Consider the following 24915-nt stretch of genomic DNA (forward strand, 5'->3'; position numbering starts at 1 on the left):
ATGCGTGTCAGGCGGGCAGCTGGGCGACCCGACCGGCGTAGCGGTGCCGCCAGCCGGTGTTCGTGTCGGCGGTGACGACGACGTCGTAGTACCCCTCGGACGTCGGCCAGGTCACCTTCTCGGTCGCGCCCGACTTGACCCAGATGCGCTGCGCGGTGCCGGCGTGGTCATTCGGAGTGAGCGCGTAGTGCACGCTCTGGCGGCCGTCGTTGTGCAGCGCGATCTCGATGGTCGGCGTCTCGCCGGCCACGAGGTCGACCTCGATGCGGGGCACGGCGCTGCCGTTCTGACCCGCGGGCAGGACCGTGCCGGCGTGCGCGCGGACGAAGCCGTCGGGCCCGTACACCGAGAACGCGTAGCGGCCGTCCTGCGCGGTCGCATCCCAGACGTGCGTCGCGGGCTTGGTCCCGGAGACCGTGTACGGCGTGTTCGCGAACGGCAGGTACTTGTCAGGGAATGCCTGCAGGCTCAGCGCCTTGCCCGAAGGACCTCCGACCACGCTGAGCTGCACGCTGACCTTGCCGGTCTTGCGGTCCTCCACGAAGACGCCGTGCGGGTGGTACGAGAGCGGCCGGTGCTTGAGCGGCGTGCTCGACCACTTGTCGGCCGGCGGAACCTGGGTGCCGATCGTGCCGCCCGCACGGGCGATCTGCACCAGGGCGTCGGTGTCGGGCAGGGACGGGATGTCGATCACGGGGTGCGCGAAGTCCATCGCGCTGGTGAGGTCGCCGCTGATCCCACGGCGCCAGGCGCTGATCGTGGTCGACAGCGCCGGCGTGCCGATGGCCGTGGTCCAGGTCTCGAGGAAACGGATGAGCGACGTGTGATCGAAGGTCTCGGTGCCGACCCAGCCGCCGCGCGTCCACGGCGAGACGAGGATCGTCGGGATGCGGGCGCCGTAGCCGATCGGGGTGGATCCGTTGTACTCGCCCGGGGTGCCCGGCTCGGCGAACGGCGGCAGGACGTGGTCGAAGTAGCCGTCGTTCTCGTCGAACGTCATGATGAGCAGCGTGCTCTTCCAGATGTCGGGGTTGCTCTGCAGCGTCTGGATCACCCGGTTCGAGAAGTGCGCGCCGTGCTCGGGGTTCGCCGAGGGGTGCTCCGACCAGCTATACGGCGCGACGATCCAGGAGACCTGCGGCAGCGGGTACTGCGCGCCGGGCTTGCACGCCGCGATGAAGTCCTTCAGCACGCCGTTCAGGTTGGCGTCGCTGTCGTTGTTGGTCACCCCGGTCGAGGCGTAGGGCGCGGATCCGGCCCGCCAGACCAGGCCGGTGCCGGCGGCGTTCTTGGTGGCATCGTTGCGGTTGGCGAGGTCCTGCGCGGACGAGCCCGAGGTCGTGAAGGCGTTGAAGCCGCGGATCGGGTTGTCGGTGTAGTCGCCGACCCAGCTGGATCCGTTGTTCGTGTTGTCGACGTAGATCCGCCACGAGACGCCGGCGGCCTGCAGCGCCTCGGGGTAGGTCTGCCAGGTGCGGTTGCCGTTGGACTCGCCGCCGTTGTCGACGACGCCGCCCGAGGTGCCGGTCCAGGCGTAGAGGCGGTTGGGCGTGGTCGGCCCCATGACCGAGCAGTGCCAGTTGTCGCAGATCGTGTAGGCGCTCGCGAGCGAGTACTGCCAGGGGATCTCCTCGCCGGAGACGTAGTGCATCGTGTTGGCGCCCTTGGCGCCGATCCAGTTGTTGTAGCGCCCACCGGCCCACGCCGAGGTGCCGCCCGAGTACGAGTGGTCAAGGCCCGTGGTGGTGCCGGCGACCGTGGTCACCCGGCTCGGCTTCACGAACGAGGACCCCTGCGGCTGGGAGAACACGTCGGTGCCGTTCTGGAAGCGCAGGGCCTGCTTGTCATCGAAGCCGCGCACTCCGGGCAGGGCGCCGTAGTAGTGGTCGAAGGAGCGGTTCTCCTGCATGAGGATCACGACGTGCTTGATGTCGGTGATGTCGCCGGAGAAGCCCTCGGGCAGGGCGTAGACGCGCGGCCCGCCTGCGGCAACGGCACCCGCGCCGTCGGCGGCCGATGCCGACGGGGCGGCCGCCCCTGCGCCGAATCCGGCGCCCACGGCGGCGGCGCCGCCCAGCAGGCCGAGTGCGCGCAGCATGCCGCGGCGGGTCATGCCGCTGTGCAGCACCTCATCGGGGACCGTGCGGGGACGCTCGTACGGATCCGGGCGGAACGGGACGGGCTCGCTGGACATGGACGCTCCTCGGGACGACGGGGCGCCCGGTGCGGGCGCCGACCTCGAGGACAGCAAGCGGAAGGGAACGAACGGTGAACGCCGGAGGACGGGCCGGTGGCATCGGCCCGGTGGACCCCGGATCCGGCCGCCGAGCGTGCACACTGGGCTGTTTCCGGCCCGGCTCAGAGCGCGGTGCGGACCGTCTGCCCCGCCTCGATCTCGAACGCGATCGCACCCGCGCGGTAGCGGTCGACGCCGAGCTCCACGAGCCTGCCTTCGCGCGTCGTCGTCGTGCGGCCCACCTGCAGCAGCGGGCTGGATCGGCGCACGCCCAGCAGCGCGGCGTCCTCGGTGGTCGCCGCGACCGCCTCGATCCGGTGGTTCGTCGACGCGACGCGGATCCCGGCCTCGGCGAGCGCGACCGTGGTCGAGCGCACGTCGTCGGGCACCCGCGTGATGACCTCCGCCACCCACGGCGCCCAGACCGACCGCTCGATCATGACCGGCAGCCCGTCCAGCGTGCGCAGCCGCACGAAGCGGTGCAGGGGCTCCCCGAGCCGGATCCGGAACTGCTGCGCCTCGCGCGCATCCGCCGGTCCGACCGTGCGGGACGTGATCGCTCCGCCGGGCGCGCGCCCGCCCTCGCTCGCCCACTCGGTGAACGACTGCATCCGGTCGAAGCCCTGGGTCTGGTGCGCGGCCTGGACGATCCACCCGCCCCGGGGCCGGGACACGACGAGCGACAGCCGAGCCAGGCGGGCGAGCGCCCCGCGGATCACGCTGCGCGTCGTGCCGTACTCGGCGCTCAGCGCCGCCTCGCTCGGCAGTCGGGTGCCGGCGGCGAACCCGCCGTCCGAGATCCGCCGGCGCAGGTCGGCCGAGATCTGCGCCGTACGCGAGCTCTCGCGAGCGCCCTCCGTCATCTCCCGTCTCCGCGCGTGGGAGAGAGGATCGGCGACCGGAGCATGCCCCCATTCTCGCGCACGCGCAGCGGCGGCCCGCCATGCGCGAGCATGACGGGCCGCCGTGGACGGGCTCGGACCCCGTGCACACCGCAGGCCCGTCGCGCCGTGTGCGATGGGCCTGCGGTCGTCGGCTCAGGCCTCGGGTCGGTTCGCGCGCAGCACCTCGAGCCGGGCGCGGTACTCGGTCTCGTCCACGTCGCCCTTGGCGAAACGGTCGGCGAGGATCTGCTCCGCCGTGCGGCTCTGCGCCGCGCCACCCTGCGCCGCACCTGCCCAGGGCGCCTGCGCTCCGGGGGCGCCGTGCCAGGCCCACGGGCCGGGCCCGCCCCAGCGACGGCGACGCACGAGGAGGGCGACGAGCAGCCCCACGATGACGAGGAACATCAGGGGGCCGATGATGAAGACGGGCCAGAAGGGGTGGAACCCCATGTGGCCGGGGTGCGCGGCGACGGCCGCGACGGTTGCGATCATGAGTGACCATCCTTGGATCGGTTCGGTCGCATCTCGACCGATGGATCCAGCCTCGTCATCCGCGCGCTCTGACGAATCCAGCCCGGGGAGTGATTCCACCTGCTCCCCCGGGAGTATGGATTCCGGAGGGCTACTGCCAGCCGGGCGCGACGAGGCCGGTCTCGTAGGCGATGACCACGAGGTGCACGCGATCCCTGGCGTGCAGCTTGGCCATGATCCGCGACACGTGCGTCTTCGCCGTGAGTGGGCTGAGGAAGAGCCGCTCCGCGATCTCGTCGTTGGTCATGCCCAGCCCGACGAGACGCAGCACCTCGCGCTCGCGCTCGGTGATGCCCTCCAGCGCCGCCCGTTCGGGTGCGTCGCGCAGGCCGACGGTCAGCCGTTCCAGCAGGCGCTTGGTGACGCCGGGCGAGAGCAGTGCGTCTCCGGCGGCGACGACCCGCACGGCGCGCACCAGATCCGCGGGCTCGGTGTCCTTCACGAGGAACCCCGCCGCTCCCGCGCGCACCGCCCGCACCACGTACTCGTCGAGCTCGAAGGTCGTCACGATCACGACGTGCACATCGGCGAGCGCGGAGTCGGCCGCGATCTGCTCCGTGGCCCAGAGCCCGTCGCCGTCGGGCATGCGGATGTCCATGAGCACCACGTCGACCGGCGTCCGGCGGATGCGCTCCAGCAGCTCACGTCCGCCCGCCGCCTCCACGACGACCTCGATACCGTCCTCCGCGTCGAGCAGGGCGCGGAATCCCGCGCGCACGAGCAGCTGATCGTCGGCCAGCGCGACCCGGATCATGACGCCCTCCCCCACGGCAGCCTCGCCACGATGCGCGCGCCGCCCGCCTCGTCGTCGTCGATCGCGATCGTGCCCCCGAGCAGCGCCGCCCGCTCGCGCATGCCGAGGACACCGCCGTGCCCGGAAACCTCCGGATCCGCTCCGCCGAAACCGCGGCCGTCGTCGACGACCGTCACGATGAAGACCGGATCCGATTCGTCCTGCCGCTCGAGCACGACGCGGACGTGATGGGCCTGGGCGTGGCGCACGGCGTTCGTGAGCGCCTCCTGCACGATGCGGTACGCGGCGAACTGCGCCGCCCGGCTGGGTGCGCGCCCGGCGAGGCGGTCGTCGAGCACGATCTCCAGACCGGGTGCGGTGAGGCCCGCGATGAGCCTCGGAAGTTCGGCGAGCTCGGCCTGCGGCACCAACGGCACATCCCCGTCGCGGAGCACGCCGAGCACACCGCGCACCTCCTCGAGCGCCAGCTTCGAGGTGTCCTTCACGTTCTGCAGCGCGGTGCGCGCCTGCTCCGGGTCGCGGTCGAAGAGGTGCAGCCCGACGCTCGCCTGCACGTTCATCTGCGACAGGGCGTGGCCCAGCACGTCGTGCAGCTCACGGGCGATGCGCACGCGCTCGCGCTCCTCGGCGCTGCGGCGGTGGCGCTGCGCATCGGCGCGCATCGCGGCCATCCTGGCGCCGCGCGTGCGCACGAAGGCGCCGACGGCGAAGCTGGCGGCCAGCGCGAGCGTCGCCGCGACGATGAGGCCCGGATGCCAGATCCGGCCGATCATCACCCCGATGAGGATCGCGGCGACCCACGCTGTCGCGACCGAGGCAGCCGCCCAGACGGCGGCGCCGCGGGTGACGGCGATCCCGATCGCGAACGCCAGGGCGAGGTACGGCGGCCCGTAGACGGGTGTGGTGAGGACGTCCAGCAGTGCGAGCGCGGAGACGACGGCGACCGTCGGGCCGGGGAATCGCCGCGCGGCGAGCAGAGCGAGCGGCCCCGCCACGGCGAGCGCGAGATGCAGCAGGACCCGCCAGTGCAGCCCGTGATCGGCGTGCGCGGCGACCCAGATCGAGGCCGGCACCTGCACGAGCAGGCACAGCACGACCGGCGCGATCAGGCGCACCCGCGGCGGCGGTCCGGACGGGATGCGCCCGGTGTCCGGTCCGAACCACGCCGTCGACGCCATCGGGGTGTCATCGAGCGGCTGATCCGGCATCCTCCGATGCTAATCGCGCCTCTCGCGGCGCGGATCCGTCGGGGGTGTGCTTCCCGCATACTCCCGAGGGAGTACGCGCCCTGACCGGTCGCCGCGCACGACGAACGGGGCTGGATCGACGGGTTCACCTATGCGATGCTCGCCGACGAGTGGCGCGGGACGCGGGGTCCGCTGAACCGGATCGTGCCGGCGGGGCTCAGTTCTCCCAGGAGCGCGAGCGCTTGGTGGCGCCGCCCGGCTCGCGCATCATGTACGCGAGGGCGAGGCTGATCGCCAGGATGCCCGCGACGAAGACGGGACCCTGCCAGGCGGGCAGGCCCGGCGCGATGCCCAGCAGCACGAATCCGCCGAGGAACAGAATTCCGAACACGATGTAGTGAAGGATCACCGGGCAACCTCCTGTTGAGCCTCTCGAGTCTATCGCGCCGTGCAGGGCGGCCTCGACCCGTCGACCGCGCGGTCAGGATGCACGGATCATGCAGGCGCACCCGCGCCGCCGAGGCGCATCCGTCGTCGTGTCGGATGCCGTGGCTACGCTCGCGGCATGAGCATCTCCTACCCGCACGTCCCGGGGCTCGTGAACAGCCCCGCGTTCAGCCATGTCGCCGTGATCCCGCCGGGATCCACGACGATCCACGTCGGCGGCCAGAACGGCGTCGACGAGACCGGCGCAGTCGTCTCGGACGACGTCGCCCTGCAGTCCGCACGGGCCGTCGACAACGCCGCAGCCGCGCTGGCCGCCGCCGGTGCCACACTCGCCGATGTCGTGAGCTGGACCGTGCTGATCCACCAGGATGCGGATCTGCGCGCGGCGTACGGCGCGGTGGGTCCGAAGCTCGCACGCGAGGGCGCGCCGCCGCTCGTCACCGCGGCCCTCGTGGCGGGGCTCGGCGTGCCGGGGGCGCTCATCGAGATCGGTGCCGTCGCCGCGCTCGCGCCCTGAGTCGTCGCCGATCACGCGTCCCGCATTCCCCGTGACGGATGTCATAGCGGATCCATGACATCGTTCATCGTGCACCGCGCACGACGCGGAGCAGACTGGATGACATGAACGAGGCGACATCATGAGCGAAACCCAGACGGTGCAGTCCGTCGTCCAGGCCCCCGCCGCGCCGCACCCGGCGATCACGGCGACCGGGCTCACCAAGCGCTTCCGCGGCTTCACCGCCGTCGACGGCGTGGACCTCTCCGTCCGTCAGGGCGAGGTCGTGGCCTTCCTCGGCCCGAACGGCGCCGGCAAGACCACCACGATCGACATGCTCCTCGGACTCTCGCAGCCCGATGCGGGGCAGGTGTCGCTGTTCGGCCTGACCCCGCGCCAGGCGATCGGGCGCGGCCTGGTCTCCGCCGTCATGCAGACCGGCGGCCTGCTCAGCGACGTCACGGTGCGCGACACCATGAAGCTCACCGCGTCGCTGTTCACGCACACCACGAGCATCGACGCCGCGCTCGAGCGGGCCGGCATCGCCGACATCGCCGACCGCAAGGTGCAGAAGTGCTCGGGCGGCCAGCAGCAGCGGCTCCGCTTCGCGATGGCGCTGGTGTCGGATCCGGGCCTCATCGTGCTCGACGAGCCCACCACCGGCATGGACGTGGAGGGCAGGCACTCGTTCTGGCAGGCCATCCACGCCGACGCCCAGCGCGGTCGCACCGTGCTCTTCGCCACGCACTACCTCGAAGAGGCCGACCAGTACGCCGACCGGATCGTGCTGATCCGCAAGGGCCGCATCGTCGCGGACGGCACCACCGCCGAGATCAAGGCGATGGCCTCCGGCCGCACGATCGAGGCGGAGTGGGACGAGGCCGCCGGATCCGGCCAGGCCGAGATCGCGGCGCTGGACGGCGTCGACTCCGTCGAGGTGCGCGGCCCCCGCATCATCATCCGGGCGAACGATTCCGATGCGGTCGCCCGCCACCTGCTGACGCGCACGTCGGCGCACGACATCACGATCACCAGCCAGAACCTGGAGCAGGCGTTCCTGCGGCTCACGGGCGACGACACGGAAGGGGAATGACATGACCACCGTCACCGAGCGCCTGGACCGGATCGACCCGTCCTCCCGCCGTGTCCCGCCCATGGGCGGCTTCAGCCTCACCTTCCTCGGCGTCGAGCTCAAGCGCCTGTTCCGCAATTCCAGCGTGGTCGTGTTCACGCTCATCTTCCCGATCGCGATGCTGGTCATGATCGGGCTGCCGAACAAGAACACGGCGATCACCGACGTCCCGGTCAGCCAGGGCGGCATGTCCGCGGCCGTGCCGATCATGATCTCCATGGCCGTCTACGGTGCGATGGTCGCGAGCACCATGACCGGCGTCTCGGTCGCCGCCGAACGCGCTCAGGGCTGGAGCCGTCAGCTGCGGCTCACGCCGCTGAATCCGGTCGTCTACATCCTGGTCAAGGTCATCTGCGGTCTCGTGCTCGGCGGCATCGCCGTGCTGGTCACGCTGATCGTCGGCGCCGCGCTCGGCATCACCGCCCCGCTCGGCAATCTGATCCCGGCGGGCGTGCTCGCCTGGCTGAGCTCGCTCATGCTGACCAGCCTCGGACTCGCGGTCGGCTACGCCTTCCCCGCGCAGAACGCCATGCGCTACCTCGGCCCCATCCTGCCGATCCTGAGCTTCATGGGCGGCCTGTTCGTGCCGCTCGCGATCATGCCGGAGGCGGTGCAGATCGGCGCCAGGTTCACGCCGCTGTGGGGCATCGCGGAGCTCTCCCAGTCGGCCGTCATCGGGGTCACCCCGAACGGCTGGGCCGTGCCGAACCTCATCGCGTGGTTCCTCATCTTCACGGCGCTGGCCGTGCTGATGTTCCGCCGCGACACCAAGCGCGTCTGACGTGACGGATGACGCCTGCGACGAGCAGGGCGTGACGGCTTCGGCCGCACGCCCTGCTCGTCGTGCGGGTCGGTTCGGCTTCATGACGCGCTTCGGCATCCGCGAGGGCGGATTCCTCGACGCGCCGTCGTTGGACGGGGTCACGGGCTGGGCGCGGCTGCGCCTCACACTCGGCGCCCCGGGCGCGAAACGCTGGTACCCCGGCGCGCTGATCAGCCAGGTGTTCATCATCGGGTTCATCCTGGTGCCGATCCTCACCCAGCTCCCGGCACCGGGCTCCTGGTTCTGGGGCCTCGCCGTCGTCATCTACGGCGCTCTCTTCACAATCTCGTTCCCCGTGGCGATGGCTCTCCCCGACCGTTTCCGATGGCTCCCTCCGGCCGGACTCCTGCTGCTGTCGCTGCCCTTCCTCATCGTGCTCGGGCCCGACCTCTCCGGACTGTGGACCTATGTCGCGGTCTCCGCCGCGCTCTGCTTCGGCGGCGACTTCCGCGCCATGATCGCCGTGTTCGCGCTGTCGGGCGTCTCGTTCGTGATGAACCTCGTCGACGGCGCCTTCCAGCCGACGAACACGCCGCCCTGGACGATGCCGCTGATCATCCTCTCCATCGGCACGCTGATGGCGGCGTTCACCCGCAATCTGCAGACGCTGGCGCAACTGCGCCGCACCCAGAAGGAACTCGCGGTCGTCGCCGTCGAGGAGGAGCGCAACCGCGTCGCCCGCGACATGCACGACATCCTCGGGCACTCGCTGTCCGCGATCGCGCTGAAGGCCGATCTGGCCGCCAAGCTCGCGGATCGCGATCCCGCCGCCGCCACGGTGGAGATCCACGAGGTGCAGACGCTCGCCCGAGCCACGCTCGGCGACATGCGCGCCGTCGTCTCCGGATACCGTCAGGTGCGGATTGCGAGCGAGCTCGCTTCGCTGCGCACCCTGCTGCCTGCCGCGGGCATCGCGGCGCACCTCCCCGCGACCACGGACGACGTGCCGGAGCGCAACAGGGAACTGTTCGGCTGGGCGTTGCGCGAGGCCGTGACGAACGTGATCCGGCACGCCGGCGCGAGCAACTGCTGGGTGACCCTGGCTCCGGCGCGCATCACGATCGAGGACGACGGCGTGGGCCCCGCGTCGCGTCCCGCGGACGGGCCGACCGGCACGGGGCTGCACGGACTCGCTGAACGCGCGGCTGACGCGGGCGGCGGGCTGACGATCGGCCGCTCCCGTCACGGCGGGTTCCTCCTGGAGGTCACCGCATGACGGCACCCGAGCCGATCCGCATCCTGCTCGCCGACGACCAGGCACTCGTGCGCGGGGCGCTGGCGACGCTGCTCGGTCTCGAGGACGACCTCGTCGTGACCGCCCAGGTCGGCCGCGGCGACGAGGTGCTCGACGCGGCGCGGGAGCACCAGCCCGACATCGCGCTGCTGGATGTCGAGATGCCGGGCATCGACGGGCTCACCGCCGCGGCGCAGCTGCGCCAGGCTCTGCCCGGGGTGCGGATCGTGATCGTCACCACGTTCGGGCGCGCCGGCTACCTGTCGCGCGCCCTGTCCGCAGGGGTCGCCGGCTACGTGGTCAAGGACACCCCCGCCTCCGAGCTCGCCGATGTCGTGCGCCGGGTGATGCGCGGGGAGACCGTGATCGACGCCGCGCTCGCCACGGACGCCCTCACGGCAGGACCGTCGCCGCTGACGCCGCGCGAGGCGGAGGTGCTGGCGGCCGCCCGTGACGGCGGGACGATCTCGGACGTGGCCCGCTCGCTGCATCTCTCCGACGGCACGACGCGCAATCACCTGTCCTCCGCGATGCAGAAGCTCGAGGCCCGCACGCGGGCGGACGCGGCGCGGATCGCCCAGGAGCGCGGCTGGCTGCTCTGACGGTCTCCCGTCATCGCTTCAGGATCCAGACCCGACGATCCCCTACACTCAGCACCATGACCGGAGGATCGTCTGCTTCGTCGCGCTCACCGCGCCCCTCGCGCGCCGTGATCCGCCGGCGTCGGCTCATCGTGGCGGTGATCGCCGTGCTCGCCGTGGCTCTGATCGCGGTCGTCGCCACGATCGCCGTGCGCGCCCTGACCGGCGGCGAGGGCCCGAAGGCGGCCGCAGCCGGTGCGACCAGCACTCCGACGCCGAAGCCGACGCCGCTCTCCCCGGTGCAGGCGCTGCTGAAGACCGCCGCCGACCCTGCGAAGGCGTGCGCCGTGTCGTTCGCCGGCGACGGGATCGATCACGCCCCGATGCTGCAGACCGAGGGCGTGCTGTTCACCGGCCTGCCCATCCCCGAGCGAGCCGGATCCGTCTTCGCCGGCTGGTACCCGACCCCCGAGGCCGCGCAGGCCCAGACGCAGACCGAGCGCGTCAACGGATCCCAGCTGACCACGTGCCCCGATCACCAGCGCACGCTCCATGCCGCCTGGACCACGCCCGAGCAGAACACGGCCACCGCGGCGAAGATCCCGATCCTGATGTACCACCAGTTCACGACCAAGCCCGAGGGCGAGGACAACTGGCTGCGCAACAACTACGTATACATCGAGGACTTCAAGGCGCAGATGGACTACGTCGCCTCGCAGAAGTTCTACATGCCCACCTGGGACGAGCTGAACGCCTTCATCGACGGCAAGCTGTTCCTGCCGCAGCATTCGCTCATCATTACCGACGACGACGCGGATCCGACCTGGCTGCAGCTCGCCGTGCCGGTGGTGACCGAACGCAAGCTCCTCACCACCTCGTTCGTGATCACGGGCGAGCGCAAGGACGGGTCCCCCTCCCCCTACGTCCTGCAGCGTTCGCACACCAACGACATGCACCGCGCCGGGGACAACGGCAAGGGCCGGATGGTGAACCTCTCGGCCGACCAGGTCGCAGCCGACCTGGAGGAGTCGGCCAAGGTCCTCGGCGCGAAGGAGGTCATCGCCTACCCGTACGGTCACTACAACGCGACCGCCGAGGAGGGCGTGACCAAGGCCGGTTTCCTGCTCGCGCGCACCATCGACTTCGGATACGTGCACATCGGCACGAACAAGCTGGAGCTGCCGGTGGTCCGGATCAACTACGGCGACACGGTCAACGGCCTGAAGAACAACATCGGCTGACGGGTCCGGGATCCGATCCGGGGATCCGGCTGCGGGGATTCGATCCGACTCCGGGGATTCGATCCGAGGGATCCCGCGACGAGGTTCCCCGTCGTCCAGTTTGGGGCGCACCCTCTCGTTCTGGGGCGCGTCCCCACACGGATCCCTGGTGCAGCGCGCCCCAGAACGTCAGTGTGCGCCCCAGAACCAGGGTCGGCCGAGCCGGGGTGCGGATCCGGCCGAACAACCGGACCGCGGTCACTCCGCGGCGGCGGTCTCCGCTTCGAGCCGCACGCGACGCGCCTCGGCCTTGCGCCCCATGCGCACGGAGCGGCGCGGCGCGTAGACCACGAGCGAGTGGAACAGGAAGCGCACGAAGAACGCCGCGATCAGCGTGATCGCCGCGGCGAGGATGCTGGAGATGTGCCAGGTCTCGACCATGAGCGCCAGCACAGGGATCCGCACCGCAGCCTCGACGTTGTTGAACGTGAACGACTGGGCGAAGCGCACCCCGATCCCGGAGGCGTCGCCGCGCATGTCGTTGAAGACGTAGCGCTCCTGCAGGATGAAGTTGCCGATGATCGTCACCTCGGCCGCGATGATCGCCGCCCAGACGTACTCCACGCCGAGGTGGGTGAGCGCCCACATGATGACGAGGTTGGCGAGAGCCCCCACGCCGCCGATGATCGCGAAGAGCGACATCTTGCCGAAGCGCAGACGCGCGAGGTGCTTGAGGAACTGCATCCCCTGCACGAACGACGCCTTGGACTGCCCGTGCAGACGCTCGCCGAACTCCATCGGCACCTCGGCGATGCGCACGTCCGAGCGCACCAGGATCTCCAGCAGGATCTTGAAGCCGTTGGGCCGCAGGGCCGCCGGATCGATCCGGCGGCGATCGACGAGGAAATAGCCGGTCATGGGATCCGAGGCGCCGGAGAGCCGGATCGGGAACATCGCCTTGGTGAGCAGGGTCGCGCCGCGCGAGACGCCGACGCGCACCGCCCCCGCGAGCCCGCCGCTGTCGCCGCCGCCGACATAGCGGGAGGCGACCACGACGTCCGCATCGCCGTCCTCGAAGCGGTCGATCATCTCGGGCAGAAGCTCCGGCGGATGCTGCAGATCGCCGTCCATCACGATGCAGACGTCGTACGCCGCAGCGGAGATGCCCTCGACCACGGCACCGCCGAGACCGCCGACGGGCTTGTCGCGATGCAGCAGTCGCACCGGCACCGGCGCATCGGCGGCGATCCGTCGGATCACATCCGGGGTGTCGTCGGAACTGTCGTCGACGAAGAGGATCTCGACGCTCCGGTTCGAGGTCGCAGCGGAGACCCGTGAGACCAGAGCCGCGATGTTGTCGCGCTCGTTGAAGGTCGGAATGATGACCGTGGCACCGGGGATGGCCTCCCCTGCCGACATGTCTCCCATGCCCCCTCCTCCGTTCGCGTGACTCGACATGGTCCCACGCGAAACCATGCGAAACCTGCGCGTTTCCCGTCAGCCAGCCTGCCCTCTCCAGGCTAACGCCCGGTGAACGCCGGGCAGAACCCTCGCTCAGGCGCCGAGCCCGCCCCCTCGGATCCGCCGTACCCTGGAATCATGACCACCCCCTCCTCTGACACCATCACCATGTTCGGCGCCGACTGGTGCCGCGACTGCATCCGCACCAAGAAGCAGCTCGACGAGCTCGGCATCGAGTACACCTACGTCGATCTGGTCCAGGATCCCGCCGCCGCCGATGTCGCCAAGGAGATCTCCGGCCGCACCAACATCCCGGTGGTCGTGTACCCCGACTCCTCGCACCACGTGGAGCCGTCCAACGCCGACGTCGAGGCGAAGCTGCGCGAGCTGTCGCTGATCTGACGACCTCGTGAGGCTCGTGCGCGCCGATACACTGGCGCGCATGAGCACCGCCGCTCGCGCCGAACGAGCCCCCACGCGCCTTCCCGCCCGCACGATCGCCCGCTACGCGATCGGCTCGCTCGGCACCGGAGGCTTCGCCACGCTGCCCGGTCTGGTGCTCGCGTACTTCCTCACGGACAACCTGGGCGTGGCCGCGATCCTGGCCGGGACGATCGTCACGCTCGCGAAGATCTGGGACGTCGTGATCGACCCCGTGATCGGCGCGTGGTCCGATCGCAGCCTCATCCGCACCGGCAGTCGCAAGCGGTTCATGCTGATCGGGGCGTTCACCCTGCCGGTCTTCTTCGCCCTGACGTTCGCGGTGCCCCCGGCGTTCGGCCCGGTCGCCGGGGTGATCTGCGTGCTGGTGGCGTTCCTCGCCACCGCCACCGCGTTCAGCCTGTTCCAGGTGCCCTACCTCGCGCTGCCGGCCGAGCTCACCTCGAGCTACGACGAGCGCACCCGGCTGCTCAGCTGGCGCGTGATCGTGCTCACCGTGACGATCCTGCTGTTCGGCGGCGGCGGGCCCGAGTTGCGCCGCATCACGGGCGACCCCGTCATCGGCTACCTTGTGATGGGCGTGGTCGCGGGCGTCGTGATCGGCGTCGGCATGCTCGTCGCCGCGCGCACGGCCGACGATGCGGTGACCGCACCCGCGGCCGTCGAGCACGTCGGGATCCGTGCGCAGTACGCCGCGGGGTTCGCGGCCGTGCGTCGCTCGCAGCCGTTCCGCGCACTGCTCGGCACCTACCTGCTGCAGGCGCTCGCCACCGGAACCATGCTGGCCGGGGCGCAGTACGTGGCGACCTGGGTCATGCGCTCCGAGAGCGCGGTCACGCTGCTGTTCGTCGCGCTGGTCGCGCCGGCCGTGATCGCGACGCCCGCCTGGGAGCGGCTGTCACGGCGGATCGGCAAGGAGCGCGCCTTCCGGATCGCGTCGACGATCTTCCTGGTCGCGTCCGCCTCGATCGTGCTGGCGCTGTGGATGCCGGGATCCTGGATCTACGCCTCCGTCTCGATGGCCGGGATCGCATACGCGGGCATGCAGACCCTGCCGATGGCGATGCTGCCCGATGTCATCTCGCACGACGAGCGCGACAGCGGACCGGGCAACGCCGGCACGTTCACCGGCATGTGGACCGCGTCGGAGACGGTGGGCTTCGCGCTCGGCACCACGATCGTCGCGGTCGTGCTCGCGATCACCGGGTACGTCTCGCGCACCGCGGGCGATGCGAGCGCCGTCGTGCAGCCCGGCAGCGCCGTCGCCGGGATCGTGCTGATCTTCAGCGTCGCGCCGGCCGCCCTCATGGTCCTGAGCCTCGCGACGCTGGCCCGCTACCGGCTCCGTCGCAGCGACATCGACGACCTCGATCGCTGAGACTCGGTCCCACGCCGAGCGCGTACGCTGAAGCCAGACCGCGCCGAAGGAGATCCCGATGCCAGACACCCTCGCCGACGACGTCCGCGCGCCCATCGAGAGCGCGATCGCCGATCTGAAGAAGGGATCCGCCGCCTGGTCGGCCCTCACCGTCAGCCAGCGCGTCACGCTGCTGCGCGGGGTTCGGCGCACGGTCGCGGCGAACGCGCGGGCGTGGGCACGCACCGCGGCCCGCTCGAAGCAGCTGACCGACGATCACCCGCTGCGCGGCGAGGAGTGGCTGAGCGGCCCCTATGCGACGCTCGGCGCTCTGGACGCCTACATCGAGACGCTCGACCGCATCGCGCACGGCCGGAACCCGCTCGACGGGATCACCCTCGACCGCACCGCGAGCGGGCAGACCCGCGTGCACGCGTTCCCGCTCGAGGGCATCGACAAGCTGCTGCTCTCGGGCTTCACCGGCGAAGTGTGGCTCGCCGCGGGCGTCACCCCCGGCGACGCCCGCGCGCGCGTCGGCCTCGCACAGCGATCCCCCGCCGCAGACGACGGCGGCATCGGGCTCGTGCTCGGCGCCGGCAACATCACCTCGATCCCCGTGCTCGACGTGCTGTACGAACTGCTGGCACACGACCGGGTCGTGCTGCTCAAGGTCAACCCGACCCAGGACGCGCTCGTGCCGGTGTTCGAGAAGGCCCTGGCGCCGCTCATCGCCCCCGGCCTCCTGCGGATCGTCCGCGGCGCCGGCGACGTCGGCGCGTTCCTCACCGCGCACGACGCCTTCGCACACGTGCACATCACCGGATCCGCCCCGACCTTCGATGCGGTCGTCTGGGGCACGGGGCCGCAGGGCAAGCGCCGCAAGCGGGAGAACCGCCCGCGGCTGAAGAAGCCGATCACCGCCGAGCTCGGCGGCGTCTCCCCGATCATCGTCGTGCCGGGCGAGTGGAGCGCCGAGGATCTGCGCTTCCAGGCGGAGCACGTCGCCACGATGCGGCTGCAGAACTGCGGACACAACTGCATCGCGGGCCAGGTCGTGATCCTGTCCGGCGACTGGGCGCAGAAGGACCAGTTCCTGATCGAGCTGCGCCGCGCCTACGCGCTCGCACCGGAGCGGCCGATCTGGTACCCGCGTTCGGACGAGCGGATGGCGCAGGCGGCCGAAGCGTACCCCGACGCCCTCGTACTCGCGGACCGGCTGCTCGTCGAGATCGGTGAGGGCGACGACCCGACCGCCCTGGAGCAGACCGAGTACTTCGCCCCGGTGCTGGGTGTCGAGCAGCTGCCCGGCACGGGCCAGGCGTTCCTGGACGCCGCCGTCGCGCACGCCAACGAGAAGCTGCAGGGCACGCTCGGCGCGAACGTGCTGATCGCCCCCGCCACGGAGGCGTCGCTCGGCGCCGGCTTCGAGCGGGCGATCACCGCACTGCGCTACGGCTCGATCGCGATCAACACCTGGACCGCATTCGGGTTCATCACCCCCACCGTGACCTGGGGCGCCTTCCCTGGTAACACGCTCTCCGATGTGGGCAGCGGGCTCGGCGTCGTGCACAACGCGCTGTTGCTGGCCGACGTCGAGCGCTCCGTGGTGCGCGGGCCGTTCCGCCCCTTCCCCCGGGCGGCGTCGATCGTGCGCGACGGCGGCCGGTTCACGATCCTGCCGAAGCCGCCGTGGTTCGCCTCCTCGCGGACCGCGGCCGAGGTCAGCGAGGGTCTCACCCGGTTCCGCGCCCAGGGCGGCGTGCTCGCGCTCGTGCGCACGCTCGTGCAGGCGATGCGGGCCTAGTCAACCGAGGCGCGGGCGCCGCCCCTCTTGGACGTCGAGCGACGACGTCCTCCCCTTGGACGTTGAGCGACGACGCCGCAGGCGACGGAGACGAAACGCGGTGACCTCGCGAGAGCACCGCGTTTCGTCTCGCTCGACCTGCGGTCGTGCTCGCTCAACGACCCCGGCGGGAGGCTACGGCGTGGCCACCGCGAACGTGTCGCACTGGCCCAGGCCGTTCTTGTAGCCGGTCGCGAACCAGTAGTCGCGCTGCTTGCTGGATCCGTGCGTCCAGCTCTCCGGGTTCGTGTATCCGGCCGACTGCTGCTGGATGTGGTCATCGCCGACGGCCGCAGCGGCGTTCAGCGCGTCCTTGATCTGAGCGTCGGTCGGCTTCTTCATGTAGGCGACGCCGTTCTTGTCCTTCTCCTGCGTCATGTCGGCGATGAAGGCGCCCGCATAGCAGTCGGCCTGCAGTTCCGTGCGCACGCCGTTGCTGGTGGGGCCGGTGCCGTTGTTCGGGTACTTGTTCATCGTGCCGGTGATGTTCTGGATGTGGTGCCCGTACTCATGCGCCACGACGTACACCTGGGCCAGGTCGCCCGCCTCGGCGCCGAACTGCTGCTTGAGCAGCTGGAAGAACGTGGGGTCGATGTAGACGGTCTGATCCGAGGGGCAGTAGAACGGGCCGACGTCGTTCGACGCGGTGCCGCACGGTGTCGAGGTTGCGCCGTCGACGTTGATCTGGCCCGGCTCGACATAGCCCTTCACGTGCTTCGCCCAGTAGTCGTTCAACACCAGCGACACCGCGGCGACCCGGCAGTCGACACTGTTGTTGGCATCCGTGCCGGTGTTGCAGCTCTGCACGGATCCCTCGGTCGATCCGGCGCCCTGCTGCTGGCTCTGGGAGGTGCCGGTCCCGCCCCCGAGGAGACCGGAGAGGTCGACGCCCGTGAACGCGCTGATCAGCAGCACCACGACCGCGCCGAGTCCGACCACGCCGCCGCCGGCGATCGCCGCCGTGCGGCCGCCGCTGCGCCGTTTGACCTTGTTGTCCGAGACATCGGCATCCGGGTTGAACGTCATGAGCACAGTTTTCCACGGTCCGCGCCCCGACGGCGAGGCATAGGCTCGCAGTGTGCGTCGCAATCGCGACCGAAGGGAGCCGAAAGTGACCACCACGGTGACTCTGACCGGCGCGGGCGGGCAGATCGGCTACGCGCTGCTGTTCCGGATCGCGGCCGGCGACATGCTCGGCCCTGAGGAGAAGGTGCGGCTGCGGCTGCTGGAGATCCCGGCCGGGATCGCCGCCGCCGAGGGGGCCGCGCTCGAGCTGCAGGACGGCGCGTTCGGGCTCCTCGAGCACGTCGAGGTGACCGACGATCCCGCGGTGGGCTTCGACGGCGCCGACCACGCCCTGCTCGTCGGCGCGCGCCCGCGCGGCCCCGGCATGGAGCGCGGCGACCTGCTCGCCGCCAACGGCTCGATCTTCGGTCCGCAGGGTTCCGCGATCGCCGCGCACGCCGCCGCGGGCGTGCGCGTCACGGTCGTGGGCAACCCCGCGAACACGAACGCGCTGATCGCCGCGGCCGCCGCCGACGGCGTCCCCGCGGAGCGGTTCAGCGCCCTCACCCGGCTCGACGAGAACCGCGCCCGCGGGCAGCTCGCCGCAGCACTCGACGCGCCCGTCGCAGACATCGCCGGCGTCACCATCTGGGGCAACCACTCGGCCACGCAGTTCCCCGACGTGGCGCACGCGACCGTCGCCGGGCGCTCGGTGCCGGAGGCGCTGGCCGCACGCGTCGGCGATGTGCGCGCCTGGCTCGACGACACCTTCATCCCCCGCGTGGCGAAGCGCGGCGCCGAGATCATCCAGGTGCGCGGTTCCTCGTCCGTCGCCTCCGCGGCGAGCGCGACCATCGACCACGTGCGCGACTGGGCGCTCGGCACCGGCGAGCGGCGCACCAGCGCCGCCGTCGTCTCGCACGGCGAGTACGGCGTGCCGGAGGGCCTGATCAGCTCGTTCCCGGTGCGCGCCGTCGGCGGCGAATGGCGGATCGTCGAGGGCCTGGATCCTGATCCGTGGGCGCGCGAGCGCATCGACCGCTCGGTCGCCGAACTCGTCGAGGAGCGCGACGCGGTCCGCGCGCTCGGCCTGATCTGACTCGTCGAGGGCGCCGCGTCTCGTCTCGCGACGGCTTCGCCGGTGCTCGCTCAACGACCAGCCTTCGAGGTCGTTGAGCGAGGACGCCGCAGGCGACCGAGACGAAACGCGGCCCCGAGCGAGCGTGCGACCGTCAGATCGTCGCGGCGTCGATCACGAAGCGGAACTTGACGTCCGAGGCGAGCACGCGCGTGTAGGCGTCGTTGATGCCGGCGGCGTCGATGAGCTCGATCTCGGCAGCGATGCCGTGCTCGGCGCAGAAGTCGAGCATCTCCTGGGTCTCCCTGATGCCGCCGATCGCGGATCCGGCCAGCGAACGGCGGCGTCCGAGCAACTGATTGATCGAGACGGACATCGGCTCCGGCGGTGCGCCGACGCAGACGAGCGTGCCGTTGGTGTCGAGCAGACGCAGGTAGTCGTCGAGCGGCAGCGGCGCGCTCACCGTGTTCAGGATCAGATCGAAGGCGAGGCGGTTGCCGGAGAACGTCTCCGGATCCGACGTGGCCAGATAGCGGTCGGCACCGAGACGGATGCCCTCGTCCTTCTTGCGCAGCGACTGCGAGAGCACGGTGACCTCGGCGCCCAGGGCGTGTGCGATCTGCACGGCCATGTGCCCGAGCCCGCCCAGGCCCACGACGGCGACGCGCGACCCTGGCGCCACGTTCCAGTGCCGCAGCGGGGAGTAGGTCGTGATGCCGGCGCACAGCAGGGGAGCCGCGCGGTCGAGCGGGATGGCATCGGGGATCCGCAGCACGAAGTCCTCCGTCACGACGACCTGACGCGAGTAGCCGCCCTGGGTGACGGTGCCGTCGCGGTCGATCGCGCCGTAGGTGCCGACCGCTCCCCCGGTGCAGTACTGCTCCTCGCCGCGCAGACAGGCGGCGCACTCGCGGCAGGAGTTGACCAGGCATCCCACGCCGACCCGGTCGCCGACGGCGAACCGCGTGACGTCGGATCCGATCGCCGACACCGTCCCCGCGATCTCGTGCCCGGGTGCCAGCGGATAGCGCTGCGGCCCCCAATCACCCTGCACGGTGTGGATGTCGGAGTGGCAGATGCCCGCGAAAGCGATGTCGATGACCACGTCGTGGGGGCCCGGCTCCCGCCGCTCGATCGTGGTCGGCGCGAGGGGAGCACCCTCGCTCGGTGCGGCGTAGGCGGCGACGACGGGCATGGCGCTCCTCGGGGTTCGGGGTGACGGACAGGGCGAGCGTACTCCGCCCGGTGATGGCGCAGCTCCATCCGCGCAGCTCCATCCGCACCGACGGCGGGCGCCGATGTCCGTGGGAGAAGGCACAATAGACACGGAGAGGCGGATCACATGGAAGCGACCACGCACGCGCACGGCGATGCGGACGGCACCACGGGTGCTCCGCTCGACGCCGCCCTCACCAGTCCACTGCACCTCCCGCACGCGGCTGCGGAGTGCCCCAAGTGCTTCACCGAGCTGCAGCAGAACCGCGACTGGTGGTCGGCCAAGCCCGACGGATCCCGTCTGGTCGGCCTCGTCGTCGCCCGCGACGGGATGCCTTCCGTGGTGCAGCAGCGCGACGACCTCACCCGCTTCGGCGTCCCGATCGAGGGCTTCCGCCACCCCGCGCCCGACATCCTGGAGAGCTGGACGGATCGCATCGGCCGGCTCATCGACACCCTCCGACCGGGTGATGTGCTGGTCGTGGCGAACATCCACGCCCTCGGCCGCGACATCGACGAAGAGGCGCGCACCGTCGCGGCTCTGCGCAAGCACGGCGTGATGGTGAAGGTGCTCAGCCACGACGCGCGCCACCTCGCCGACGCCGGGCGCTGACGCCGGATCAGGCGGGGGTGGCGGCCCCCGCGGGCACCCACGCCAGGCTGGACACGCACAGGTCGAACAGCGTGCGCATGGCCACCATCGGCGGATCATCCGCCGGCACGTCGACCGGCCGCATGATCACGAGCACGAGGCGCAGCGCCCTGCGTCGCTGCGATCCGGGGATCGGCGTCAGGTACATCACGGTCGTGACGGCGACCCGCTCCCCCTCCAGGGTCTGCACCTCGTCGGTCTCCATGCGCAGGAAGCGCTTGTCCTCGAGCAGCGCGGTCGCGCCGCGCTCGGCGATCGCCTCCCGCACCAGGTCGTCGAGGTTCTCGCCCGCCGGCGCACGTTGAATGCTGGCGGTCAGCGATGCCGGCAGGTACAGCGCCTCGGAGGCATCGGCGGACGGCACGAACATCGCCACGGCCTCGACGCGGCGCATCTGTGTGAACGCCTCGCGCAGCAGCCGGTCCATCTGCGCGTACAGGTCGGGGCGGTGCGCCTGCATCAGACGGCCGCGCATCGCGCCGAGCATGTCCTTCTCGACAGCCCCGTCGACGCTCCTGCGAGTCCATCCCGGGGGCAGCACGAGCGTGAAGTCCGGATCGGGGGCGCCGCCCAGCTGCGCACGCAGGCTGATCCGCTCCGTCGGTCCCTCGGGGGCGTCCATACGATCTCCTTCCCGGCCCGTGCCGGCGTCGGTCATGACGACATCCTCTGCGCGAGGAAGCCGGGTTCCGCCTCCAGCGCATGCTGCGCATCCGCCGGGGAGACGATCCCGCGCCGGCGCAGGATCCCGATCGCGTCGGCGAGCTCTGAGCGGATCCGCTCCCGCTCCCCCGCAGGGATCGCAGCGATCGCGGCGCGACGTCGCGCCACCGCATCGGAATCGGCTGCCGCCTCGGCCGTGGAAGTCCCGCGACGCCCGTCCGTCTGCGAGCGCCGCGTGCCGCGCCGGCCGCGCCGGGCCAGCGCCGCGACGGCCGCACCGAGCGCAGCCGCGAGCACGGCGACGGCGCCCCAGACCGGCCAGCCCGGCACCTGGTCGGCTGCTCCCCTCGCTCCGATCATCACGGCCGCGACGACGCCGACGACCGCGGCGATCCAGCCGCCGGCCTCCGACTCCGCGATGCTGCCGCCGAGCAGCCCGCGGACCAGCGTCACGGCCTGCCACGCAGCGGAGGCGAGCATCAGCCAGCCGGCCACGGAGATGGCGACGGCGGAGTCGGCGAGGACGAGCCCGAAGTCGCTGCCGCCGAGCGCCGTGAAGGCGAGCACCGGCAGCAGGACGAGCGCCAGCACGGGAAGCACGGCGAGGATCATCGCCAGCAGGAACCACGGGCTTCGCGCCTGTTCGCCGCGCCGCTGGAACGCCCCGGCGCCGCCGAGTTCGGCGAGCACCCCGGGTCGCCCGCGGAACACCCGCGCCTCGAGCTCCGCCCACGGCACCCGCGCCCCGGCGGGCAGGTCGTTCGCCCACGCGGTCGCGCTGCGGTCCGGCTTCATGCGCCCGCCCCCGGCCACGACTCGTCGGCCATGACCAGGCCGCGGTTCAGATCGCCGCCCTGCCACGGCTCGCCGTCCACGAGGATCCGCAGGTCGTCCACGAGCGCGGCGACGTGCGGCGTCGCGAGCAGGAACGCGTCGGCGAGCACCGGCTCCAGCGTCACGACGGTCATGACGGCGTCGTCGGCGAACACCGCCTGCCATCCTCGTGTCGCGATCTGCGCGGATCCGGGTGCCTCACCGTCGAAGATCCACTGGCACCCGCTGCCGAGATGCTCGGAGGCGGCGACCGCACGCCACGCCCCCGCGCCCTCGCGGATGCTGCGACGGACCTCCTCCAGTCCGGGGGACTCGTGCACGGAGACGCGGACGACGAACGGGAAGCCGTCCTCCGGCCAGAGCTGCAGCGCCAGCACGTCGTGCGGCGTCACGCTCGTGGCGGCGTGCGCGATGAACTCGGCGCGCAGCTCGGCCGGCATCGACGCGATGCCCTCGGCCTCGCCGAGACGCCCGGCCGCGGTCGCCACCCAGTCCGTGCCGCTGCGCCCGGTGAGCACCACCACGCGCCTCTCGTCGATCCCGACCTCGGCCACCGCTCTCATCCGCACCCCTCCGCCACCAGCATGTCATCCCGGCCGCGGCGCGGCGGACGCGCGCCCGGCGACGTCACTTGTCGCCGGCGATGGCGTGCACGATCGCGGAGTTGATGGATCCGCCGGATCCGGGGATGTTCCCGACGATCGTGTTGGCACGGGAGTACATGGTCCATCCCACGCTGATCAGGATGTCCGGCGCGCTGGACATGTTGCTCAGCGCGGTGGCGCCCTTGCCGGTGAAGAGCCGTGCGATCGAGTCGACGGCTCGGCCGTCCACACCGTGGTTCTGCAGCAGCGTGCCGAAGAAGTTGCGGGCTCCGGCGCCGAAGGATCCGGTGAACTTGAAGGCGGCGGTGCCGCTGCCGAAGACTCGGGCGAGCTCCTGACGGATGGGCGCGCGGCCGGCTCCGGTGAGCAGCCCGCCGAGCGCGCTGTCGGCGAAGCCGCGCAGGCCCTTCATCCCGCCGAACAGCTTGCCCATGCTGCCGAAGGGGATGACGCCGATCGCGGCGATGAGGACGTCCGTCAGCCCCGCGTCTCCGCGCGTCGCCTGGTAGATCGTGAGCGCCAGCGTCGCGATCGCGGCGATCGCTGCCAGGGCGCCGATGATCGGCCCTCCGATGATGATCGCGGCGACGGTGAGGATCAGGCCGACGACCTTCAGCACCTCCAGCGCCACGGCGACGTATCCGTCGACGTTGTCCCAGAAGCCGTCCTTGATCTTGCCGCTGGTCGCCGTGCTGATGCCGTCGACCGCCGTGTCGAAGGCGGTCTCCCAGGTGTCGTACTCGGAATCGAAGATGCGCGCCTCGGCGACGAACTCGTCGTGCTTCTGCTTCTTCGACGCGTCGTCGGCGGCGTTCTCGGTCGCTTCGTCCGAGCCTTCCTTGGGCGGCACGGCCCAGGACGGCCGGTCGCCCGGCATGTATCCCGGCAGCCCGGCGAAGGTCGTCCAGAGCTCCTCGCAGGTCTTCACCGCCGCATTGAGCCGGGGCTGGACCTGCGAGAGCGTCGCCGCGTACGAGACCAGCACCGGGCCGGTCGGCCGGTACAGCTCCCCGGCGAGCTTGAGCTGCTCGTGGGTGTCCCCCACGATCTCCTGCAGCTTCTCGATCGCCTCGCCCTTCTGCCCGGAGCTCTTGTCGTGCAGCGATTTCAGGAACGCCGCGCTCTCGCCCATCGCGTCGCCGAGCGAGGTGATCTCCGCGCCGCGCTTCGAGATCGTGTCCGCATTGCCCTTGAGGCGCTCGATGTGGCGCCCCTTGGGCGAACGTTCCATGTACATCAGGGGGTTCCGATCTTCCGCGGCGGGTTCTGTCCGGTGGCGTCGACTTCCATGCTCTTCGCCGTGTCCTCGTCCCACTTCTTGCAGCCGTCGAGCACACCCTGCACGTGCTCCTGGACCTTCCCGATGTCGCGGGCCAGGTCGCGGCGCTTGTCGTCCCAGCGCGACTCGAAGTCGCCGACCTCGTCCTTGAGCCTCGACCGACCGAACGGCGAGTCGATCGCGTCCTGCACGGCATCGGTGCGGGAGGACGCATCGCCCAGCTCCGTCACGATGTCCTTGAGCTTGAGGCTCACCGCGCTCAGCTCCTCGTACTTGATCCAGATGGCCTCGGCCATGCGATCCTCCCCCTCCAGTCCGACGACTCCAACCTATGGAATGTCGCCGCGCGCGTCGATGGGGAGCACTCCCCATGCGGATCCGCGACCCGCATCCACGACAGAGGGACCGGCGCCCGAAGCGGCCGGTCCCTCGAGATCGTGTGTGCGGTGTCAGCCGCCGGCGAGCTGCGTGTCGAGATCCTGAATCGCACGCATCATCCCCAGCAGCGACTCCGACATGTCATTGATGCCATCCACCGCCTGCTTCAGACCCGTCGTCAGCTCCCCATAACCCTCACCGAACTTCCCCGACGCATGCTGCGTCTTGAAATCCTCACCCAACAGGTTGTCCACCTGCCCCTTCAGAGTGTCCAACTGACCCTGAATATCATCACGAGCCTGCGACAACGACGACGCCACCTGCTCCATCTCCGCATAAGACGCACCGAAATCGGCCATCATCCACCTCCGGTAGAAAACGATTGGACCGGACCCCACCGGCCCGACAACCACAACCCTACGAAACCCCACCACACCCGTCGATGGGGACAACTACCCATCGCGCCGCACCAACGCCAGACCACCGGATCACCGGACCGGATCACTCCGCGTCAGCCGGATCCACCTCCGCGACATCCAGCAGCACGGTCGGCGCGTCCCTCTCGAGACCGCCGCCACC

At 70.9% G+C, this 24915-nt stretch carries 26 protein-coding genes; 11 read left to right on the forward strand and 15 right to left on the reverse strand.

The window, feature by feature from the left end; translation table 11 throughout:
• Positions 1 to 7: 7 nt before the first annotated feature.
• The 6 genes from ACFWCK_RS04550 to ACFWCK_RS04575 all read right to left on the reverse strand — a co-directional run bounded on the left by ACFWCK_RS04550 (position 8) and on the right by ACFWCK_RS04575 (position 6001).
• Entirely contained in the window at positions 8 to 2194 is a 2187-nt protein-coding gene (locus tag ACFWCK_RS04550; RefSeq protein WP_378804774.1) for an alkaline phosphatase family protein, read from the reverse strand.
• 164 nt (positions 2195 to 2358) lie between these two features.
• Positions 2359 to 3099 (reverse strand): GntR family transcriptional regulator, encoded by a 741-nt coding sequence (locus ACFWCK_RS04555; RefSeq protein WP_378804775.1) that lies wholly within the window; start codon positions 3097 to 3099, stop codon positions 2359 to 2361.
• Positions 3100 to 3273: 174 nt separating this feature from the next.
• Positions 3274 to 3612 carry an SHOCT domain-containing protein gene (locus ACFWCK_RS04560; protein ID WP_233312935.1) on the reverse strand — a complete coding sequence of 113 codons (339 nt, stop codon included), beginning with the start codon at positions 3610 to 3612 and terminating at the stop codon, positions 3274 to 3276.
• Between the two features lie 130 nt (positions 3613 to 3742).
• A complete protein-coding gene (locus ACFWCK_RS04565) occupies positions 3743 to 4405 on the reverse strand; it encodes a response regulator (protein ID WP_378804776.1) in 663 nt (220 codons plus the stop codon).
• A complete protein-coding gene (locus ACFWCK_RS04570) occupies positions 4402 to 5613 on the reverse strand; it encodes a sensor histidine kinase (RefSeq protein ID WP_378804778.1) in 1212 nt (403 codons plus the stop codon). Before ACFWCK_RS04570 ends, ACFWCK_RS04565 begins: the two co-directional genes overlap by 4 nt.
• A gap of 196 nt (positions 5614 to 5809) precedes the next feature.
• The gene (locus tag ACFWCK_RS04575) at positions 5810 to 6001 is read right to left on the reverse strand and encodes a hypothetical protein (RefSeq protein ID WP_045249567.1); all 192 of its coding nucleotides are present in this window, start codon (positions 5999 to 6001) and stop codon (positions 5810 to 5812) included.
• Between the two features lie 156 nt (positions 6002 to 6157).
• Between ACFWCK_RS04575 and ACFWCK_RS04580 the strand changes: the two genes are divergently transcribed.
• From ACFWCK_RS04580 to ACFWCK_RS04605, 6 genes are all read left to right on the forward strand, one after another.
• The gene (locus ACFWCK_RS04580) at positions 6158 to 6556 is read left to right on the forward strand and encodes a RidA family protein (protein ID WP_233312932.1); all 399 of its coding nucleotides are present in this window, start codon (positions 6158 to 6160) and stop codon (positions 6554 to 6556) included.
• A 121-nt stretch (positions 6557 to 6677) separates the two neighbouring features.
• Positions 6678 to 7628 (forward strand): ABC transporter ATP-binding protein, encoded by a 951-nt coding sequence (locus tag ACFWCK_RS04585; protein ID WP_378804779.1) that lies wholly within the window; start codon positions 6678 to 6680, stop codon positions 7626 to 7628.
• A 1-nt stretch (position 7629) separates the two neighbouring features.
• Entirely contained in the window at positions 7630 to 8448 is an 819-nt protein-coding gene (locus ACFWCK_RS04590; RefSeq protein ID WP_233312930.1) for an ABC transporter permease, read from the forward strand.
• A 1-nt stretch (position 8449) separates the two neighbouring features.
• Positions 8450 to 9706: a sensor histidine kinase gene (locus tag ACFWCK_RS04595; protein ID WP_378804780.1), complete on the forward strand. Its 1257-nt coding sequence runs from the start codon at positions 8450 to 8452 to the stop codon at positions 9704 to 9706.
• Entirely contained in the window at positions 9703 to 10326 is a 624-nt protein-coding gene (locus ACFWCK_RS04600; RefSeq protein WP_233312928.1) for a response regulator transcription factor, read from the forward strand. The genes ACFWCK_RS04595 and ACFWCK_RS04600 overlap by 4 nt, the downstream gene beginning before the upstream one ends.
• Before the next feature lie 56 nt (positions 10327 to 10382).
• Positions 10383 to 11546, forward strand: a complete 1164-nt coding sequence (locus tag ACFWCK_RS04605; RefSeq protein WP_233312927.1) for a polysaccharide deacetylase family protein — start codon at positions 10383 to 10385, stop codon at positions 11544 to 11546.
• Positions 11547 to 11783: 237 nt separating this feature from the next.
• Here the strand turns inward: ACFWCK_RS04605 and ACFWCK_RS04610 are convergent, their stop codons facing one another.
• Positions 11784 to 12953, reverse strand: coding sequence for a glycosyltransferase (locus ACFWCK_RS04610; protein WP_378804781.1), 1170 nt, complete (start codon positions 12951 to 12953; stop codon positions 11784 to 11786).
• Positions 12954 to 13124: 171 nt separating this feature from the next.
• On the opposite strand from ACFWCK_RS04610, the gene ACFWCK_RS04615 reads away from it, so the two are divergent.
• Genes ACFWCK_RS04615 through ACFWCK_RS04625 form a run of 3 tightly spaced genes read left to right on the forward strand, consistent with a single transcriptional unit; the run spans position 13125 to position 16588 of the window.
• Positions 13125 to 13388 (forward strand): glutaredoxin family protein, encoded by a 264-nt coding sequence (locus ACFWCK_RS04615; protein WP_378804782.1) that lies wholly within the window; start codon positions 13125 to 13127, stop codon positions 13386 to 13388.
• A 40-nt stretch (positions 13389 to 13428) separates the two neighbouring features.
• On the forward strand, positions 13429 to 14805 hold the full coding sequence (locus ACFWCK_RS04620; protein ID WP_378804783.1) for an MFS transporter: 1377 nt from the start codon (positions 13429 to 13431) through the stop codon (positions 14803 to 14805).
• Between the two features lie 58 nt (positions 14806 to 14863).
• A complete protein-coding gene (locus ACFWCK_RS04625) occupies positions 14864 to 16588 on the forward strand; it encodes an aldehyde dehydrogenase family protein (RefSeq protein WP_378804784.1) in 1725 nt (574 codons plus the stop codon).
• Between the two features lie 174 nt (positions 16589 to 16762).
• On the opposite strand, the gene ACFWCK_RS04630 is transcribed toward ACFWCK_RS04625, so the two are convergent.
• Positions 16763 to 17653: a neutral zinc metallopeptidase gene (locus ACFWCK_RS04630; protein ID WP_378804785.1), complete on the reverse strand. Its 891-nt coding sequence runs from the start codon at positions 17651 to 17653 to the stop codon at positions 16763 to 16765.
• Positions 17654 to 17738: 85 nt separating this feature from the next.
• Here ACFWCK_RS04630 and ACFWCK_RS04635 point away from each other — a divergent pair, with 85 nt between their 5' ends.
• Entirely contained in the window at positions 17739 to 18731 is a 993-nt protein-coding gene (locus tag ACFWCK_RS04635; RefSeq protein ID WP_378804786.1) for a malate dehydrogenase, read from the forward strand.
• A gap of 133 nt (positions 18732 to 18864) precedes the next feature.
• Here ACFWCK_RS04635 and ACFWCK_RS04640 read toward each other — a convergent pair whose 3' ends face one another.
• Positions 18865 to 19905, reverse strand: a complete 1041-nt coding sequence (locus ACFWCK_RS04640) for an NAD(P)-dependent alcohol dehydrogenase (protein ID WP_233312920.1) — start codon at positions 19903 to 19905, stop codon at positions 18865 to 18867.
• A 147-nt stretch (positions 19906 to 20052) separates the two neighbouring features.
• Between ACFWCK_RS04640 and ACFWCK_RS04645 the strand changes: the two genes are divergently transcribed.
• Positions 20053 to 20538, forward strand: coding sequence for a recombinase family protein (locus ACFWCK_RS04645; protein WP_233312919.1), 486 nt, complete (start codon positions 20053 to 20055; stop codon positions 20536 to 20538).
• Between the two features lie 7 nt (positions 20539 to 20545).
• On the opposite strand, the gene ACFWCK_RS04650 is transcribed toward ACFWCK_RS04645, so the two are convergent.
• The 6 genes from ACFWCK_RS04650 to ACFWCK_RS04675 all read right to left on the reverse strand — a co-directional run bounded on the left by ACFWCK_RS04650 (position 20546) and on the right by ACFWCK_RS04675 (position 24698).
• Positions 20546 to 21235, reverse strand: coding sequence for a hypothetical protein (locus ACFWCK_RS04650; RefSeq protein ID WP_378804787.1), 690 nt, complete (start codon positions 21233 to 21235; stop codon positions 20546 to 20548).
• Complete coding sequence (locus ACFWCK_RS04655; RefSeq protein WP_378804788.1) at positions 21232 to 22035, reverse strand: hypothetical protein; 804 nt, start codon at positions 22033 to 22035, stop codon at positions 21232 to 21234. Before ACFWCK_RS04655 ends, ACFWCK_RS04650 begins: the two co-directional genes overlap by 4 nt.
• Positions 22032 to 22637: a hypothetical protein gene (locus ACFWCK_RS04660; protein ID WP_378804789.1), complete on the reverse strand. Its 606-nt coding sequence runs from the start codon at positions 22635 to 22637 to the stop codon at positions 22032 to 22034. Before ACFWCK_RS04660 ends, ACFWCK_RS04655 begins: the two co-directional genes overlap by 4 nt.
• A gap of 64 nt (positions 22638 to 22701) precedes the next feature.
• Positions 22702 to 23910: a hypothetical protein gene (locus ACFWCK_RS04665; protein ID WP_378804790.1), complete on the reverse strand. Its 1209-nt coding sequence runs from the start codon at positions 23908 to 23910 to the stop codon at positions 22702 to 22704.
• A gap of 5 nt (positions 23911 to 23915) precedes the next feature.
• Positions 23916 to 24254, reverse strand: a complete 339-nt coding sequence (locus tag ACFWCK_RS04670; RefSeq protein ID WP_378804791.1) for a hypothetical protein — start codon at positions 24252 to 24254, stop codon at positions 23916 to 23918.
• A gap of 153 nt (positions 24255 to 24407) precedes the next feature.
• Positions 24408 to 24698, reverse strand: coding sequence for a WXG100 family type VII secretion target (locus ACFWCK_RS04675; RefSeq protein WP_378804792.1), 291 nt, complete (start codon positions 24696 to 24698; stop codon positions 24408 to 24410).
• Positions 24699 to 24915: the final 217 nt, after the last annotated feature.

The sequence above is a fragment of the Microbacterium sp. NPDC060117 genome (assembly GCF_042729315.1).
In the GTDB taxonomy this organism is placed as follows: domain Bacteria; phylum Actinomycetota; class Actinomycetes; order Actinomycetales; family Microbacteriaceae; genus Microbacterium.

Bases quoted from the DNA above. Each gene is read 5' to 3' on its own strand.
- ACFWCK_RS04645 (WP_233312919.1), top strand. From the start codon at position 20,053: ATGGAAGCGACCACGCACGCGCACGGCGATGCGGACGGCACCACGGGT.
- ACFWCK_RS04600 (WP_233312928.1), top strand. From the start codon at position 9,703: ATGACGGCACCCGAGCCGATCCGCATCCTGCTCGCCGACGACCAGGCA.
- ACFWCK_RS04610 (WP_378804781.1), bottom strand. From the start codon at position 12,953: ATGGGAGACATGTCGGCAGGGGAGGCCATCCCCGGTGCCACGGTCATC.
- ACFWCK_RS04555 (WP_378804775.1), bottom strand. From the start codon at position 3,099: ATGACGGAGGGCGCTCGCGAGAGCTCGCGTACGGCGCAGATCTCGGCC.
- ACFWCK_RS04660 (WP_378804789.1), bottom strand. From the start codon at position 22,637: ATGAGAGCGGTGGCCGAGGTCGGGATCGACGAGAGGCGCGTGGTGGTG.
- ACFWCK_RS04615 (WP_378804782.1), top strand. From the start codon at position 13,125: ATGACCACCCCCTCCTCTGACACCATCACCATGTTCGGCGCCGACTGG.
- ACFWCK_RS04625 (WP_378804784.1), top strand. From the start codon at position 14,864: ATGCCAGACACCCTCGCCGACGACGTCCGCGCGCCCATCGAGAGCGCG.
- ACFWCK_RS04670 (WP_378804791.1), bottom strand. From the start codon at position 24,254: ATGGCCGAGGCCATCTGGATCAAGTACGAGGAGCTGAGCGCGGTGAGC.
- ACFWCK_RS04560 (WP_233312935.1), bottom strand. From the start codon at position 3,612: ATGATCGCAACCGTCGCGGCCGTCGCCGCGCACCCCGGCCACATGGGG.
- ACFWCK_RS04655 (WP_378804788.1), bottom strand. From the start codon at position 22,035: ATGAAGCCGGACCGCAGCGCGACCGCGTGGGCGAACGACCTGCCCGCC.
- ACFWCK_RS04550 (WP_378804774.1), bottom strand. From the start codon at position 2,194: ATGTCCAGCGAGCCCGTCCCGTTCCGCCCGGATCCGTACGAGCGTCCC.
- ACFWCK_RS04620 (WP_378804783.1), top strand. From the start codon at position 13,429: ATGAGCACCGCCGCTCGCGCCGAACGAGCCCCCACGCGCCTTCCCGCC.
- ACFWCK_RS04565 (WP_378804776.1), bottom strand. From the start codon at position 4,405: ATGATCCGGGTCGCGCTGGCCGACGATCAGCTGCTCGTGCGCGCGGGA.
- ACFWCK_RS04675 (WP_378804792.1), bottom strand. From the start codon at position 24,698: ATGATGGCCGATTTCGGTGCGTCTTATGCGGAGATGGAGCAGGTGGCG.
- ACFWCK_RS04665 (WP_378804790.1), bottom strand. From the start codon at position 23,910: ATGGAACGTTCGCCCAAGGGGCGCCACATCGAGCGCCTCAAGGGCAAT.
- ACFWCK_RS04585 (WP_378804779.1), top strand. From the start codon at position 6,678: ATGAGCGAAACCCAGACGGTGCAGTCCGTCGTCCAGGCCCCCGCCGCG.
- ACFWCK_RS04630 (WP_378804785.1), bottom strand. From the start codon at position 17,653: ATGACGTTCAACCCGGATGCCGATGTCTCGGACAACAAGGTCAAACGG.
- ACFWCK_RS04640 (WP_233312920.1), bottom strand. From the start codon at position 19,905: ATGCCCGTCGTCGCCGCCTACGCCGCACCGAGCGAGGGTGCTCCCCTC.
- ACFWCK_RS04605 (WP_233312927.1), top strand. From the start codon at position 10,383: ATGACCGGAGGATCGTCTGCTTCGTCGCGCTCACCGCGCCCCTCGCGC.
- ACFWCK_RS04580 (WP_233312932.1), top strand. From the start codon at position 6,158: ATGAGCATCTCCTACCCGCACGTCCCGGGGCTCGTGAACAGCCCCGCG.
- ACFWCK_RS04650 (WP_378804787.1), bottom strand. From the start codon at position 21,235: ATGACCGACGCCGGCACGGGCCGGGAAGGAGATCGTATGGACGCCCCC.
- ACFWCK_RS04590 (WP_233312930.1), top strand. From the start codon at position 7,630: ATGACCACCGTCACCGAGCGCCTGGACCGGATCGACCCGTCCTCCCGC.
- ACFWCK_RS04570 (WP_378804778.1), bottom strand. From the start codon at position 5,613: ATGCCGGATCAGCCGCTCGATGACACCCCGATGGCGTCGACGGCGTGG.